At 56.8% G+C, this 15,449-nt stretch carries 16 protein-coding genes and 2 pseudogenes; 8 read left to right on the forward strand and 10 right to left on the reverse strand.

The window, feature by feature from the left end; translation table 11 throughout:
- Nucleotides 1-10 precede the first annotated feature (10 nt).
- From AO242_RS17715 to AO242_RS17725, 3 genes and pseudogenes are all read right to left on the reverse strand, one after another.
- Nucleotides 11-279 (reverse strand): annotated as a pseudogene (locus AO242_RS17715) (PAAR domain-containing protein).
- The gene (locus AO242_RS17720; protein WP_099269749.1) at nucleotides 276-1,835 is read right to left on the reverse strand and encodes a type VI lipase adapter Tla3 domain-containing protein; all 1,560 of its coding nucleotides are present in this window, start codon (nucleotides 1,833-1,835) and stop codon (nucleotides 276-278) included. Before AO242_RS17720 ends, AO242_RS17715 begins: the two are co-directional and overlap by 4 nt.
- A gap of 428 nt (nucleotides 1,836-2,263) precedes the next feature.
- Nucleotides 2,264-2,983, reverse strand: coding sequence for an HAD family hydrolase (locus AO242_RS17725; RefSeq protein WP_099269750.1), 720 nt, complete (start codon nucleotides 2,981-2,983; stop codon nucleotides 2,264-2,266).
- Between the two features lie 334 nt (nucleotides 2,984-3,317).
- On the opposite strand from AO242_RS17725, the pseudogene AO242_RS17740 reads away from it, so the two are divergent.
- Nucleotides 3,318-3,479: pseudogene (locus AO242_RS17740) on the forward strand (transposase domain-containing protein); the annotation flags it as partial.
- A gap of 93 nt (nucleotides 3,480-3,572) precedes the next feature.
- Nucleotides 3,573-3,968 (forward strand): GFA family protein, encoded by a 396-nt coding sequence (locus AO242_RS17745; RefSeq protein ID WP_099269751.1) that lies wholly within the window; start codon nucleotides 3,573-3,575, stop codon nucleotides 3,966-3,968.
- Nucleotides 3,969-4,148: 180 nt separating this feature from the next.
- On the opposite strand, the gene AO242_RS17750 is transcribed toward AO242_RS17745, so the two are convergent.
- On the reverse strand, nucleotides 4,149-4,658 hold the full coding sequence (locus AO242_RS17750) for a hypothetical protein (RefSeq protein ID WP_164706145.1): 510 nt from the start codon (nucleotides 4,656-4,658) through the stop codon (nucleotides 4,149-4,151).
- Between the two features lie 269 nt (nucleotides 4,659-4,927).
- Between AO242_RS17750 and AO242_RS17755 the strand changes: the two genes are divergently transcribed.
- Both AO242_RS17755 and AO242_RS17760 read left to right on the forward strand, forming a co-directional pair.
- Nucleotides 4,928-5,428, forward strand: coding sequence for a GNAT family N-acetyltransferase (locus tag AO242_RS17755; RefSeq protein WP_141562227.1), 501 nt, complete (start codon nucleotides 4,928-4,930; stop codon nucleotides 5,426-5,428).
- A gap of 42 nt (nucleotides 5,429-5,470) precedes the next feature.
- Entirely contained in the window at nucleotides 5,471-5,971 is a 501-nt protein-coding gene (locus AO242_RS17760; RefSeq protein ID WP_099269752.1) for a DUF3916 domain-containing protein, read from the forward strand.
- A gap of 16 nt (nucleotides 5,972-5,987) precedes the next feature.
- Here AO242_RS17760 and AO242_RS17765 read toward each other — a convergent pair whose 3' ends face one another.
- The 3 genes from AO242_RS17765 to AO242_RS17775 form a co-directional block, all read right to left on the reverse strand.
- The gene (locus AO242_RS17765) at nucleotides 5,988-6,464 is read right to left on the reverse strand and encodes a cyclophilin-like fold protein (protein ID WP_176560652.1); all 477 of its coding nucleotides are present in this window, start codon (nucleotides 6,462-6,464) and stop codon (nucleotides 5,988-5,990) included.
- Nucleotides 6,465-6,511: 47 nt separating this feature from the next.
- On the reverse strand, nucleotides 6,512-7,660 hold the full coding sequence (locus AO242_RS17770) for an MFS transporter (RefSeq protein ID WP_099269870.1): 1,149 nt from the start codon (nucleotides 7,658-7,660) through the stop codon (nucleotides 6,512-6,514).
- A gap of 154 nt (nucleotides 7,661-7,814) precedes the next feature.
- Entirely contained in the window at nucleotides 7,815-8,837 is a 1,023-nt protein-coding gene (locus AO242_RS17775) for an alpha/beta hydrolase (RefSeq protein WP_099269753.1), read from the reverse strand.
- Between the two features lie 231 nt (nucleotides 8,838-9,068).
- Between AO242_RS17775 and AO242_RS17780 the strand changes: the two genes are divergently transcribed.
- Both AO242_RS17780 and AO242_RS29455 read left to right on the forward strand, forming a co-directional pair.
- On the forward strand, nucleotides 9,069-10,016 hold the full coding sequence (locus AO242_RS17780; RefSeq protein ID WP_099269754.1) for an AraC family transcriptional regulator: 948 nt from the start codon (nucleotides 9,069-9,071) through the stop codon (nucleotides 10,014-10,016).
- On the forward strand, nucleotides 10,013-10,168 hold the full coding sequence (locus AO242_RS29455; protein ID WP_164581681.1) for a hypothetical protein: 156 nt from the start codon (nucleotides 10,013-10,015) through the stop codon (nucleotides 10,166-10,168). Before AO242_RS17780 ends, AO242_RS29455 begins: the two co-directional genes overlap by 4 nt.
- Here the strand turns inward: AO242_RS29455 and AO242_RS17785 are convergent.
- Nucleotides 10,145-11,593 carry a fatty acid desaturase gene (locus AO242_RS17785; protein ID WP_176560653.1) on the reverse strand — a complete coding sequence of 483 codons (1,449 nt, stop codon included), beginning with the start codon at nucleotides 11,591-11,593 and terminating at the stop codon, nucleotides 10,145-10,147. The two genes, AO242_RS29455 and AO242_RS17785, sit on opposite strands and share 24 nt — an antisense overlap.
- Nucleotides 11,594-11,845: 252 nt before the next feature.
- On the opposite strand from AO242_RS17785, the gene AO242_RS17795 reads away from it, so the two are divergent.
- Nucleotides 11,846-12,511, forward strand: a complete 666-nt coding sequence (locus tag AO242_RS17795) for a hypothetical protein (RefSeq protein ID WP_164706152.1) — start codon at nucleotides 11,846-11,848, stop codon at nucleotides 12,509-12,511.
- The gene (locus AO242_RS17800; protein WP_099269756.1) at nucleotides 12,505-13,620 is read left to right on the forward strand and encodes a hypothetical protein; all 1,116 of its coding nucleotides are present in this window, start codon (nucleotides 12,505-12,507) and stop codon (nucleotides 13,618-13,620) included. The genes AO242_RS17795 and AO242_RS17800 overlap by 7 nt, the downstream gene beginning before the upstream one ends.
- Here the strand turns inward: AO242_RS17800 and AO242_RS17805 are convergent.
- Together AO242_RS17805 and AO242_RS17810 are read right to left on the reverse strand one after the other, a co-directional pair.
- Nucleotides 13,608-14,516, reverse strand: coding sequence for a hypothetical protein (locus AO242_RS17805; RefSeq protein WP_099269757.1), 909 nt, complete (start codon nucleotides 14,514-14,516; stop codon nucleotides 13,608-13,610). The genes AO242_RS17800 and AO242_RS17805 overlap by 13 nt on opposite strands.
- Before the next feature lie 24 nt (nucleotides 14,517-14,540).
- A complete protein-coding gene (locus tag AO242_RS17810; RefSeq protein WP_176560654.1) occupies nucleotides 14,541-15,407 on the reverse strand; it encodes a metal-dependent hydrolase in 867 nt (288 codons plus the stop codon).
- Between the last annotated feature and the right edge of the window lie 42 nt (nucleotides 15,408-15,449).

Genomic DNA, 15,449 nt, shown 5'->3' on the forward strand with positions numbered 1-15,449 from the left:
ACAAAAATTCCTACACCACTCGCACATTCATGGCATGGCTGGCCACCCCAGACAACCGCACGCCAGTCGATGGCCATGCAGGACCAACGGGATGCCGTTCAGCTTTCGGGTGGGATGGACTTCAATAAAAGCGAATTCACCTGGGGCAAGCGGGCATGTGGTTTTGTCGCCCAGTACGGCCGGTGGCTTGCCATTGATGGAGTGGGTTCCTGCCAATTGGCAGGACACCACTCGGCCACCACTGCTGGTGGCGTCGCTCAGGCAGACCGGGTAACTCACTCTGCAGGTGCCCCGCCCGATGGCGAGCCGAAGGTGAACGGGTCTGCACCGCGGTTCTGGCTGTTCTTCGCCATGCGTGCTTCATCGGGCGGGCGGACCATCTGTACGGTCAGGCTACCATCTGTACCTGCGTAGACCACGGCACTGACCCCACCGTCCTTGTAACTGGCGATGGTCGCCAGATTGATCTCGACCAGCGCACCGCTGACTCCGGTATTACCCAGACGGCGACCTATGTCGTAACCCTCTTCGACATTGCCCAGTTCAAGACCGTGGCCGTCCTTGTTCAGGTCGTGCAGAGCATCGTTGAGGGCGATTTCGGCTTCCGGGTTGTTGGTGCTGTCGTAGAACACCCGCACAGGCTTCTGTCCCTCGGGCAACGTATCCATCGCTTGTAACCAAGCATCTTGCAGCGCTTTGGCTTGCAAGGTAGGTTTTAGGCGCTTGCCGTGTTCATCCAGCATTGGCGTCTTGATCGGGCGATGCAAATAGCCGAGCACCGGCGCAGCGTCGAACTCCTTGACCTGATGTTGACCCCAGCGGATGGGCAGCCAAGGGGAAGGTTCGAAGTTGCCAGGGCCACGGTTGCTGATGGTTCTCCAGAGCGTGGGGAGTTGGGATTGCCAGTAGGCGGTCGATATAGTGCCAGGGGCGAGCGGAGCTTTAACTCCTTTGGCCTTTTCTGCATCCTCATATATTTTTCTAAACTTTCGCGGCTGTTCCCAGTAGAAAGCCCAGAGTTTGCCTAAATCGGTATTTTTGTTCTGATTGTCCTCCGCTTCGTTGGTGGTATAAGGGCGGATGTAGCTATCCACCCGATCCGAGCGAGTGACCAGCAGCCCAGTCATACTTTCGAGTACTGTAGGTGCCGTCTGGGCGTTCTGCAGTCCCGGGGTGCCAGGCTTACGATAAACATCACGGGTAACATCCCCATCGCGGCTTGCTATTAGAGCCTGAGGCACCTTCGGGTTATTGTCGAAAAACTGAAATAGTCGCTCAATCATGGCCTGTGCATGAGTAGTGCTTTCATCGTCTTGCCAAAGAAACTGGGTAACACCCAAGGTGGCTTTATTACGACCAGAACTGATTAAACCTGCTGCTTTGTATGCTTTCTCGTAAAGGTTCGGAGGTCCTAATGCAAATACGGGTATTGGCCAGTACGCTACCGACTCGCCTGCAGAGTGCTGGAAAGCTACGCGCATATTGATGTCTCTGGTGATGCTTCTAGAGCTCAGAGATGAGTCGTAGTCTTTAGCGTATGGAGAATATATAGACGCGAAGTTATTATGTTTCTCATCGATCTTCTTCCATATTGAGGATTGATGCCAATCATCAATTGCAATACCTATACCTCTGATTTCGAGTGCATAGGTTCGTGTTTGTGTAGTTCGCTGCTCTGTATTTTTAGCAATGATCTCGGACTTGCACGCCGCCAGCTCGTGCTTTTCATTGGCAACTGCCTTGCCCCACCAGTGCCCGCTGTAGGTTAACAGAGCAGCACCTAAAATCCCTGCAATACCCCAGCGCGTTACTGAGTTTATGTCACGAAGTTCCATGTAAGTTTCCTGTGCTTTTAGGACGGTCTGAAATAGCCGCGTCACCCCTCCAGCCTCTGCCTACCGACTGCTAATGGCCGATTCTGGCCGATCACTGCCTCTCACTCAAGACCAATTCCGATTCAGAGTTGTCATTCGCCACTGGCAATTGTTTTCATGTGTCCACTTCATGGATCAGTTTGCGCCAGCCATCCCTTACCTCCTGCTCCGAGGTAAAGACTTTTGGATGCCAGAACAGTGAAATAGACCAACTGTTGCCATATCAGTGGGTGCAGAGCTGACCTGCGTAAGATGTGTTATTTATACGCTTAGACCTGCTGACCTCATCAGTCGGGCTTTTCGAGCGTCATGAGCATGCAGTAGCTAAATGGCTGCGAACGTCAGCAATTGCATTGGGCGGCAGCCCGCCAGAGCTTAAGACGGACATATCACCTAGCGCCCAATCCAGGTGAACATTGTGAGATTAGATTGGGTAGTTCATCCAGCGAAGTTATAGAAGATTCCGCTGGAATGATGCCTTCGGGCCATGAATGAAACCCTTGAAACCACACGGCGTACATTCCTGCTGCTTTTGCACCTTGGTAGTCATTCAAGGGATGGTCGCCTACAAACCAACACTGCTCGGGAAGAAAACCTAGCTGTGCAGCCCCTGCTCGGAAGATATCGGACGCTGGCTTAGCCATCCCAAACGCTTCCGAGCTAATTGCCGTGCTAACTGATTTGGCGAAGGGCAATGCGGCTATGGTTTGCCTGCGCGACCTTTCAGCACCGTTGGAAATAACACCAACCTTAATATCCCTGCTTTCTAACTCTAGGATCAAATCCAGAGCGCCGGGCATCTGTACTGTGGCGGATGGGAAATGGTTCATCCAGTGATTGATTAAGACCTGTGGCGCCTTCGGTGCTAACCATGGCAGGTCGTGGGCAAGCGTCTGGCCTACCGCTTCACGGATAGAGGTAAATTTAGATTCAGGAGAAAGGTAGCCGCCGTTGTCTTCACGAAGAATAAGCTTTCCGATGTCGTCCAACGTCACAAACTTCATTTGATGGCCGAAATCGGTCAGGAACACTTTGGCGTACCGCAGAATACTGAAGGCACGGTTTGTCAGGGTGTTATCTAAATCGAACAGGATGGCTCGTGGGTACATAAATTTTCCTTGAGACTCCAAATGAGTAGCCGCAGCTCAACCCTATCGTCCGGCACGCGCGTATTCAAGGAATGGCTACCGTATAGGTGGACACCCTCGTCTAACATATGCAATGTGTATTCGCCGAACGCTTACAATTCAACTCAGTATGCGTCCGGCCAAGTCATCTACCCAGCCCCGCAAAGCCAAGAAATGGTGTGTACTTAAATTTAAGTGGGCACCAGTTCCTGCCCTCTAAGCGGGTATGTTATGCCGCCAACACGCCGTTCCTATTCCAAGTCCTTCAAAGCCCAAGTCATTCAAGAATGTGCTCAGCCTGGTGCTTCGATTGCCAGCGTCAGCGATGATGAGCTTGATCCAGTCTGCGCGGCTGAATGGCCATGGTCCGTATGCCTATCTGAAGAACTTTCTCACGCGCCTGCCGACACAGCGGGCTAGTGAAATCGATCAATTGCTGCCACGCAACTGGCAACCGGTTTGGTTGCGCGGGGCGTGATCCCGGAGGCATGTGCTCCGCGTAGCATTCTAGTCACTGCTTGTTGGTTCGATTTACGATGGTGATCATAATTGTCGAAATCGGAGGATGAAAATGAAAGGAAGCTGCGCTTGTGGGGCTGTAGGTTATGAGATCGATAGCATAGATACGCCAATTAGCCATTGTCATTGTCGTACCTGTCGGAAGACCCATGCTGCTGCTTATGTCTCCACAGCTGGGGTGCTGAGAGAGCATTTTAAATGGACTCAAGGCTTGGACGCATTGAGGGCTTTCGAGTCATCTCCCGGAAAGATCCGGCACTTCTGCTCCCACTGTGGATCGCACCTTGCAGCTGAGCGTAACGGCTCAAATGCAATGATCGTGCGCGTTGCGACGTTAGACGAGGAGCCTGGATCCAGGCCCAAGTATCACATCTGGACGGAGCAGGACGTAGCGTGGCTGGATGGGGAAGATCTCCCAAGGTATTCACAATGGCAGCCTGATCGATAACAGAAACGTTGCTTGGTCATATCGCCCTTAGGTTCCTATGCGGACGCAGTCGGTCTCGAATATGCGAGTTCGGAATGCGTGTTGGCTGGACGCTTACTCAACTCAAAGTATCTGGTCAAGTCCAAGGCAAATAGTGGCCATGCAACGCAAAGGTCTGGACAGTCAGGATGCAATCCACCACTAGAGCGTCGGTAGCCGATCCAACGCACAATTGCGGTCTATTTTCGGCTCATCTGCCATGGGGACGCGCGCGCCCGAATCGACATCGAATATCTCAATGTAACAACCGCTCAGCGTGCCCGGTCTGTCGACAATTCCTCCTTTGATCACGTAACGTGCACCCGGCGCGAATTCGCTGACAAACTCTACGCGGCACGAGCGACCGGCATTAGCCGTGGCACGCATAACCAAGTGCAGAGGCTTGCCGGCTTCAATCGGAAAAAAAATCTCTGGCGTCGATACATTCTTGTGAACGGAAACCAGCAGCCCTCCCGGCGCAGTCGCGACGGTTCTGCCATATTTGCAGCCGATGGCAGGCGCCTCGACCAAAGATACGCCGTTTCGATAATTCTCCATCGACACCAATTCGCTGCGGATAAGTGCGTGAGGCGCCCCCGCAGGCACAAGGTATTTCGGCGCCGGGGCGCAGCCTGCAAGCAACAGAATTGAACACAGATAAAGAGGCTTCATAATTTCCTAATAAACTTCGGTAGCGGACGCAATTAACTAGCCTTATGAATCAGAATGGTCAAGCAATACGGAAAAAAAACGGGCGTCTGACAAGATTGAAGTAAAGGTGAATCGGCCCTGATTTATCGATAGGGGGATGTCCGCTCTTGGCCGATAGCAGCCTTTCTTCGCCGATACTGTCAACCATCCTGACCAATGACCGACACCCTTGTGCATTACCCCACGCCGGTTAGTATCGGCGCATGGACGCTAATAGTGGAAAAACCCAAATGACCCAGTATCAAACCCATATAGGCAGAGCTGACGAAGCTGACCTGGAAGGGATTCTAGAGCTCCAGGCCGCCAATCAAATCGCCCAGGGCGGCTCACTCTCTGCGAGCCTGCCACGGTCGCGAGTGGCGGCGATGATGAGCGAGATGCCACTGATCGTTGCGCGGCGCGATGGACGCATCTCTGGTTTCCTGATGACCACCACTCGAGCGATGAACGCGGATCTGCCAATCGTGCAAGCCATGTTCTCGGCTTATCACGGTGCGCCCGACGCCTATGTCTACGGCCCGATCTGTGTCGGAGAGCAAGCGCGCGGCAAGGGCTTGGCGCAGAAGATGTTTGCTGATCTGCGAAGCCTTGAGCCGGGGCGTGAGGGCGTTCTGTTCATACGCAGGGACAACGAACCCTCTCTGCGTGCCCATCTGAAAATGGGCATGAAAGAAGTCGCGCTTTTTTCATTCAACGGGTTTGAATACGCTGTTTTTTCTTATGTTGGATAGTCCGGGCGACTACGTGGCGAATTGATTTTGGCAGGTCTGTGCATGAGAAAAATAAGTACCAGCGGCAAGCGAGTCAGGGGCGTTGCTCGCCGCCTTCGTGCATTGGAGCGTTGGGCCTCAAGCTTCAGTGATATTTATTACCCTCGTTCTGAGAAAGGGGAAAAATATAACAACTTTAAAATCCCGGTCGATATGTCGTTGGTACAGGGTTCTTGGGCCAGAATCGAAGTTCAGGCGCTCTGCATTCAACAGTTGCTTGAAGCCGCTGCCCATCTGTCCAGAGCCGCCGATCGTTCGCAGGGCTACTATCGGGTCGCATGCATTTTTGTCTGGCCTTGGGTCCACCAGAGTGAGGTCACGGTTTTTTATGATCGAGATTATTACCTGAGCTTTTTAGGGCAAACCAATGCCCTTAAGCCTGATTTGTTAAGCCAGACGCTTGCATTGCATCTGCCCGAGTATTTTGTGGAGCACGGGCATGACGTGACCCAGCCGGACGACGAAGTCAAGATTCGGTGGTGGTGTATCGGGGAGCCAGCGTGATCGTATCGTCAGTCGCCTATTGCGCAGCAAACACCACCCGAGCGCTGTTTCTTCCGAGAACCTGAGCCAGATCGCCTGCATCCTCGACCCGGCCAATCCGGGTGTATGAATAGGGCGAATCAAACGTCAGGTAAAAAAGCACCAACGTGTTCGAACCGTACAGCATGAGATCACCGTTACGGATCACGCCCGGGCGGAATGGTGCGGTGGGCAACTGCTGCGACAGGGTCACGTGTTTCTCATTGTCGTTCAGGTCAGGCATATCCAGGGTGAGCGGAAGCCTTGCAGCGAATGCCCGGCCAGTCTCGTTGTCAGCGAGAGTGACAGTGAAACGGCGCTCGCCAACTGTCATCGATATGCGTTGCTCATTTGTTCGTGTGGACGTCGTGGTTGTTTCCGCGATGGCCGCGTTCGATATGACCTGAGTGCCGAGAGCCATCAGGCCAACCATTACGCGCAGAGCACTTTGACGTAAGCGATGTAATCGGGTCATGAATATCTCCTTGTCGAGAGAAGCGCAGGATATCCAGCGCGTGTGAATCAATTCACCGTGTCAGCGGGTGTTCGCGATAAACCTGACGCTGCCCGCGCCGCCAGCATCGCGAGCACCGCAGCGACCACCAGCAACGCAGCGCTCAATTCGAAGGTGGCCCGGTAGCCGCTCAGGTCGAACACAAAACCGCCAACCGTCGCGCCCAGTGCGATTGCCAACTGAACAATCGCGACCATCAGCCCGCCGCCTGCTTCTGCATCGTCAGGCAGGGTTTTCGCCAGCCATGTCCACCAGCCAACCGGCGCGGCAGTGGCAACCAGTCCCCAGAAGCCCAGCAGTACCGCTGTGGCAATCGATGAACTGCCAAATGAAACCAGTGCCAGTGCGATTACAGCCATCAGCATAGGGATAACAACCAGTGTTCGATGCAGACCGTTTTTGAGAAAGATCTCGATCAGGAATGTGCCCGCCAGACCGGACAGGCCCAGGATCAGCAACATCAGAGAAAGCATCGAAACGCTGACATGCGTGACGGTCTCAAGGAACGGGCGCAGGTAAGTGAACAGCATGAACTGCCCCATGAAAAACACGCTGACCGCCACCATGCCCAATGCCACCGGCATCTTTTTCATCAACTGGAACACGTTGGTGCTGCCTTTACTGCTGACTGCTTTCATTGCGGGCAGGCTGAAGAGCAGCCACGCAGAGGCGAGCAGGGCGACCGGCACGACGCAGAAAAACGCTCCGCGCCAACCGATCAAGGCGCCAAGGAAACTTCCCAAAGGTGCCGCAACAACGGTCGCCAGAGCGTTGCCGCCATTGACGATAGCCATGGCCCGTGTCACCTGATCTTCCGATACCAGCCGCATCGCCGTTGCTGCAGACAGTGACCAGAAACCTCCAATGGCAACGCCGATCAGTGCGCGTCCGACCATGAATATTGAGTAGTTGGGGGCGAACGCCACCACGGTGCCGGAGATGATCATCAGCAGCGTGAGCGATAGCAGCAGCAACTTGCGGTCAACCCGCGCTGCGACTGCCGGGATCAGCAGGCTGGTGAACAGGGCGAACAGCCCCGACACGGAAATCCCTTGCCCGGCTTGCCCCTCGGTAACGCTCAGGTCGGCAGCAATGGGCGTCAGCAGGCTGACAGGCATGAACTCCGAAGCGACCAGTGCAAAAGCCGCGAGGGACATGGCGAGCACTGCGCCCCATGAGTGCGCATCTTTCTGCAGAGATGGATGATGGATGGTGGTCATTGAATGATGTGTCCTGTGGTGCTTGAAGCGTCGCGGCATCTGAGTCGATGCCGCGAAAAGATGGGGGTGCCCAGTCTCGGCACCCACCGGGTTACTTCAGGTTGCTTTGGAAGAACGTGGTCAGCTTGGCGAACGGTATGAGGTTGACCCGGTCATAGAGGTCAACGTGCCCGGCACCCGGAATAATGACCAGTTCTTTGGGCTCACCGGCACGCTTGAACGCGTCCTCGCTGAACTCACGGGAGTGCGCTTCGGAGCCTGTGATGAACAGCATTGGGCGTGGCGAGATGGTCTCGATGTCGTTGAACGGGTAGAAGTTCATGAACTTCACGTTGCTGGTCAGCGTTGGCATTGTGGTGGTTTTTGGTGACGCGCCGGCTGGCGTGACCTCGCCGCGCGGTGTTCGGTAGAAGTCGTAAAACTCGTCGCCGATGGCATTGCCGGTCAGCGTGAGCGGGGTGCCGCCGGTGTAGCTAACGGGACCGCCCTGAAACTCTGCAACGCGTTGATTAGCGGCTTCGCGAATGATCTGTTGGCGTTGTTCCGGTGTCACGGCGTGCTTGAGGCCGTTACGATTGGCGGCGCCCATGTCGTACATGCTGACGGTCGCGATGGCCTTCATTCGCGGGTCGATCTTGGCCGCACTGATAACAAAGCTGCCACTGCCGCAGATACCTATAACGCCGATTCGCTCACGATCAACAATCGGTTGGGTGGAGAGGAAGTCCACAGCGGCGCTGAAGTCTTCCGCATAGATCTCTGGTGCAACGGCATTGCGCGGCATGCCTTCACTCTCGCCCCAGAACGACAGGTCCAGCGACAACGTGACGAAGCCTTGTTCCGCCATCTTGGTGGCATACAGGTTTGCACTCTGTTCTTTCACCGCGCCCATGGGGTGGCCAACGATGATTGCGGCGTGTTTGGCTTTAGCATTCAGGCCTTTGGGCATGAATAGATTACCTGCCACTTTCATGCCGTACTGATTCTTGAACGTGACCTTTTCGGTGGTCACTTTTTCACTTTTGTAGAAGTTGTCCGCGCCGTTAGTCATATTGGCTCCTACTGAGGAAAACGAGGCAACAAGCAGCCCGAACGCAAGCAAGATACGTTTCACTTGGTATTCCTTTTAATGAGTGGTTGATTGCAGGCGTTATCAATCTGGATACCGGAGCAATCAGGAGGGTTGTTCAGTGCTGCAAGTCATTGATGATCATTTTCCCGGTATGGCGGCAGGCTCTGTAGTGCATTCCACTGACTTACTTGCCTGATCCTCTGAGTCTCTGTTTTTTTGCAGGACGCCTGAATGCCGCCGGGTTAGAGTTCAGTGAAGAGACGCGAGACGAATATGGCGATCAATAAAAACACTGCTGCTCAACACTCGTCGGCACAGGAAAAGCTGGCGCGGATCATTGGCGACCGGATCGACCGTCCGGGTGATTTTGGTACGCCCATCGAAGGGCTTGGCTTCTTCCGTCGTGAGCACCCGTCGCCACCTGTGGTGTGCATGGTCGAGCCGAGCATCATTCTTGTCGCCCGGGGCGAGAAGCAGCTGTGGGTCGGTGGCGAGGGATATCCGTACGACCCGTCGCGTTTCCTGATCACCTCGCTGAATTTGCCCGCCAATTCCGAAGTGCTGGCCGCTAGCCCGGAGCAACCCTGCCTTGGGCTGACACTGAAGCTGGATGTGCGCATGCTGGCTGAACTGGCAGCGCAGGGCGGTCTGTCGCCGGTCCGCGATAAATCCGTGGTGGGGGGCGTCGGCATCGGCACAGTGACCGATGCCTTGCTGGCCTCCTTCGAGCGCTTGCTGGCGCTGCTTGAGGAGCCCGACGCCATTGCGATTCTCGCCCCGCTGATCAAGCGCGAAATTCACTACCGGCTATTGATGAGCGACCAGGCGAACAGGCTGCGACAGATCACAGCCGTTGATGGCCAGGGCTATCGCATAGCCAAAGCCATCGACTGGCTGAAACTGAATTACACCTCCGCGCTCCGCGTCGACGAACTGGCGGCCCAGGTGCAAATGAGCGCTGCAACCTTTCACCATCACTTCCGCCAGCTCACCGCAATGAGCCCTTTGCAGTACCAGAAATGGCTACGGTTGAACGAGGCAAGGCGTCTGATGCTTAACGAACACAAGGATGTATCTACAGCGGCATTCAAAGTCGGCTACGAAAGCCCGTCTCAGTTCAGCCGTGAATACAGCCGCTTGTTCGGCGTACCGCCCAAGCGGGATATCACGGTGTTGAGGGGGCAGGGTGAGGTGGTTGAGGGGCGCCAGAGCGGTACTTGAAGTGGCTGCTTTTGGCAGATAACTGCCTCAAAGCCTCTGAAGACGCCATGAGCCGCATCGCCATTGCCGAGCTGCTGGAAGGCCAGGTGGTTGACTGGATAGAGCAGGAACCGGATGCCGAATACGCATCAGGATTTGCGCCGCAGCCCTGACCACATCAGCGACGGCAATGCCCGTGACGGCAGAAGGTGTTCGTCTTTGCCGACGGCGCCGGGCAGGGCATGCCAGGGGATGCTCGCTGTGCGGTGATGCTGCAGATGCAGGTTGATGTTGTACGGCCAGATGAAGAACCGCCCCAGCCAGCCCACGCGCCAGGCGTATGTCCATTCCTGCCAGCCGGGCGTGACGCCGGGGCCGCCGCTGTGCTCGGCAATGCTGCGAATTTTCTGCAGCAGAGTGCCGAGGGTGATCAGGGGGATGAACCACAGCATCGCCAGCAAGCCCACTTCCTGGATCGAGCATTGCCAGACAACGCAGGCCACAATCATCAGCCAGACCGCCGCTGCGGCAAGCAAAGGCCGGGTGAGCTTGGGCGGCGCGCCACCGGCAGCCTTGTAGGCCGCGATGTTGCGTAGGGTATTGACCATCAGCAGGTCACCCAGCAGTTGTTTCGTCAGTAGCTTTGCGCTCAACGGCTGAAAACGCCACGGCTGACGGAAATAGAGGAAGCGGCGCTCCGGGTCCTGCTCGGTCCCGGCGTGCTGATGATGATCAAGGTGCAGCGGTCGATAGAATTCGATGGGCACCAGGCCTGGAACACCGATCGCCAGGTTGATCAGAAAGTCGTTGGTGTTGCGTCGTCGGGTCAGGTTGTAGTGGGTAGCGTCGTGATACAGCACGAACAGCGCGTGCTGGCGTGCCGCAACGATGAGCATGGTCAGCAGGTAAAAACGCCAGTCTGCGAGGTGAAGCGCGACGCGGATCGTGACCAGAATGCACAACCACTCGAGCAACAGCGCCGACAGGGTGCGCATGTCCACTGCATAGTGCTTGAAGATCAGCGTCGCCACGCCGCAGGCGACACCGATGGCCGCGCCATAGACCATGTCGGTAAACACGTGCTGCCCGGTGGTCATCACCGTCAGCATCAGCACCACACTCCAGACGGCAAATATCCAGGCTTTTTGCAGTCGCAAGCCAGCCATTGCGACGCTGATAGCCACAGGCAACGCCACATGCCCGCTGGGCGAGGCGGCCAGTGGCGCATCGAGCCGGTACAGCCAGTCGAGCCAGGCAGAGCCGGTTTCAGGGCGCAGGATCATGGTTGGCCAAAACAGATGGCAGACCAGACACAAGCCCGCCGCGAGGGCACCGGCAAAGAACGCCGGCAGCAGCCATGTCGACTGACGCCCCATGTAAACGAGCACCGGCATGACCAAGGTGTAGCTGAGGTACAGGGGCAGCGTGAACGGGAGAAGGGGAACGTGAGCGTCGACAATTCCGGGCTGCACAAGCTGCACAGAACCCATGGGTACATGCGTGACCAGAAAGTACAGCAGGCCGGTGACCAACAGGTACATCATCAGCCAGGTAACAGGCCGATCAACGCTGGAAGCGGCGGAGTGAGGAGGGTGCATGTAGACAAAGCCTGTCAGGATAAAGCCGGGTTCATTTGATACGTGCGCAAGCGGAAAATCAGCCAGGCTGACAGGTGCGCAATGATGATTGCAGAGGCGGTGAGGCATTGAATTGAGCTGACAGATTCATTGCCCTCAACAGCTCAGCCATTCAGAATCCGCTCATTGTGTATCCATACATCGAAGGCCTCCATGAGTTTGTGCGCGACTGCTGTACAGCGCTCCGATCTGCAACCGAATGATATCGATCGGATGTTCGAGATTTACTCCGCCTGTTATCAGGATACCTGTCTGTTACGGTTCAAGCAGGATCTTGACGACAAGACCCACTGCGTCGTGCTGCGTGACGCCTGCGACACGATCATGGGTTTTTCGACGCTGAAGCTGTTTGAAATGCACTGGGACAACCAGCCCGGCAGGTTCATTTTCTCCGGCGACACCATCATTACCCCTGAACACTGGGGCAGCCAGCAGCTCGCGTTCGCTTGGTCCCGACTGATTGGCGATCTGTGGCGTCAGGCTCCCGACGTGCCCCTGTACTGGTTTCTGATCTGCAAAGGGCATCGGACTTATCGCTATCTGCGGGCGATGGTACTGGATTACGCCCCTCGTGCGGGGCATTTGACCGAACCTCATGTGCAGGCCTTGATGGATCACCTTGCGTATACGCGTTTTGGCGATGCCTACGACCCTGCCACCGGCCTGCTGTCCTTCAAGACACCGCAGGGACGGCTGACCGAAGAGCTTGCACAGGTGTCGGAAAATCATGCGAGGTTGCCGGACGTAGCCTACTTTCTGCAGAAAAATCCTGGTTATGCCAAGGGCGACGAGCTGGTTTGCCTGTGCCGCTTCACGCCTGAAAACCTGAGGCCGCTGGCGCGACGCCTGATCATGGCCGAGCAGCATTCGACGTGCTGATTCGTCAGGCGGGTCCGGCGGACAACTCGCAGCTTCTGGACTTTCAACAGCGTCACGCCATGCGCGGCAGCATGCCACTGCGCTTTGACCGCAGCCCTGATTACTTTGCCCTGCATCACTGCCATTCCGCCGATCACCGGACCTGGGTTGCCCAAAGCCCGGAAGGCGAGCTGCGCGGCTCGGCCAGTCTGGTGGTACGCGCTGGTTACCTGCAGGGCAGCGCTGAACCGATTGCCTATCTGGGTGATTTACGGTTGATGCCTGACCGCAGGCTGTCCCGCTCATGGATGGCAGAAGTCCAGACGCGTCTCGCCGATCTGTCCCTGCAGACAGGCGCGCAGCAAGCGTACTGCTGCATCATTCGCGATAACCCGCTGGCCATTCAATCGCTGTTGGGACGACGGCGTGCAAACCCGTTGAAACTTGCCCACTGGCGTGGCTACAGCAATGTTTCGGTGTATGGCCAGCGTGGTTTGAGTAGCGCACCTCGCACGTGCGCCGGGATGCGAGTGATCCACGCCGAGCCGCGACATCTGGATGCACTGAGAGCGTTTCTCGACAGCGAGTCCTCCCGGCAATCGTTCGGCTGCGTGTTCAGCGAGGCGGAATTCGAGCGCAGGCTCAGCCATTGGCCTGACTTCAGCATTGGCTCGTTTTTGCTGGCGGTCGACGAGCGCGATAACCTGCTCGGCTGTGTTGCGCCATGGGATGCAGGAAAGATAAAACGGATCGTTGTCGAGCAAATGCCCGTGGCCCAACAGTTGCTGCGCCTGGGCTTCAACGCGGTCGCACCGCTGGCCGGCCGACCGGGCATTGCCTCGCCGGGTAACGCCCTGCGAGATATCTACCTGACCCATCTACAGGTTCGACAGCGTGATCCCCACGTGTTTGCCGCTTTGCTGGATGCTGCCTGGGCGCAGGTGCGCAAAGATTATTCATTGATGCAGCTTTGCCTGTACGACCATGACCCCCTGTGGCCGGCGATGCGCCGTTATCGCAGTGTGTCCCTGCCGATGGACCTCTACACGGCTCCCTGCGGCAGCAATACCTCTGTTTTTACCGAGGCGTGTGCGACGGGTGTTCCGGGGTTCGAGATCTATCTGGTGTGATCGGTTCTGACCGGCAGGGTCTGGTGCAGAACTTCCAGCAACGTTCGCCAGAACCTTGCCGGATCAAACCCGGCGCCGCCCAGTATCGGCTGGCCATGATCCACATCCGGCAGGCAGATTTGCGGCAGGCCTGGTATTGCCAAATCTTCCATATAGAACTGGCCATCATGCGCATGCCCCGCACGCAGGGCGTTCAAGCGTTGATGGTGTGTGTCGAAGCGTGAGCGCCGCACCGCAGACCAACTCACAACATGTACACAGTGCAGCGTGTCGGGCAGGGCGGACAGCATGCTGGCGACCTGCGGGTCTCGGTGGCTGCTGATATCCCGTGTGCCCTCGGCGAGCAGTGTGCTATTGACCATCGCCTGACGAAACCTGTCCATGCGATAGCCCGGGCCAGTGTCAGGAGTGCCGTAGCCCAGCAAGTCATCAATGATCGGCGAGGGGCCAACGGGCGGTTGCACCAGCGCGATGCCGTCACAGGCGTCGAGCAAGGCCGGGTTCTGCGTCAGCGTCGCCAGCGTGTCCAGGCTGCCCTTGCTGTGTGCCAGCACCACAAACCGCTGCCCGGGCCTGAGGCGCTTGCCGAGTACCGCTGCAATGTGTTCGCCCTGCGCAATGACCCCGCGCGAAGACCGCACCGGCATGCGCAGGACCTCGTAACCCTCGGACTTCAGCGACCGCGCACAGGCCCGGTTGCAATAGAGTATGAATTCCGAATAAAGCCCTGCGACCAGCACCACCAGCGTGTCCTTCGGCAGGCTAGGCCCGGGCGTTCGCCAGCTTTTGAGGAACAGTTCGGTCCAGTCCAGCGCTGCAGGCGGGCGCACGAAGTCTGTAGCCGGGAAATGGCTTTGCCAGTCGTCAAAGCCCTCGGGGGTCCAGATATTCGTCATGCAGATCGGTCCTGATCGCTTTGCTCAACGCTGTTCATCGAGCGCCTGGCGAGCGCTGTCGAGAAGCTCGCGGGTATCGATGCGGTTGGGGTGGAAACCGGGCAAAAACCAGAACAGACCGGCAGGCACGATGCGCGAAAGCAGGCCCGGATTGACGAACAGCCACCACTGCAAGCGCAGCCATTCACGCCAGTTGCGGTGTTGTTTGTCGCCGCGCACCAGGTGATAAGTGAAGTACCCGAGATCGAAGGTGAAATACACCGACAGGCTGAGCATCGCCACACAGCGAAGCAGGTAACGCCATAGCGGGTTGCGCTCGACGGTACACAGCACGTCATAGGCGACTGCTTTGTGTTCGATCTCTTCCAGCGCATGCCAGCGCCACAGGCCGACCATTGTCGGATCGGCCTCCTTGAGGTATGCCGGGTTACGCAAAAGCTGATCGGACAGTATCGCAGTGATGTGTTCAAGGCTGGCGGTCAGTGCCAGCCGGAAGCTGGCCGGTAGCCGCTCGCTTTCCTTTCTACGCCGCAGCAGCATGCGTTCCAGCTTTTCGACCGGCGCGCCTTGTGCGCCAAGCCGCTGGTTGTAGGCACGGTGCTCGCGCATGTGTGAGGCTTCCTGATAGATGAAGTCGTCGACCGCCTTGTCGAGCGCGCTGCCCTTGGCGAGCTTGTGGCGAAAATGCACCACGCTTTCGATGAAGATTCTTTCCCCCTGAGGGAACATGAACGACAGGCAGTCGAAAAAGCGCGTGGTGTGCGCCCGACCTGCGTGCCAGTAACGGGGGATGCTGTCATCGAAGGTAAAGCGTATCGAGCGGTACGCGATAACCTGCGGGGAGAGTTGTGCCGCCGAGCGTCGTGAGAGGATGCGTTTGAACAGCGACATGGTGCCCGGCTTACTGTGATGATCAGGGCGCACAGTGTGCCA

This window comes from Pseudomonas sp. ICMP 561 (assembly GCF_002699985.1).
Lineage (GTDB): Bacteria > Pseudomonadota > Gammaproteobacteria > Pseudomonadales > Pseudomonadaceae > Aquipseudomonas > Aquipseudomonas quasicaspiana.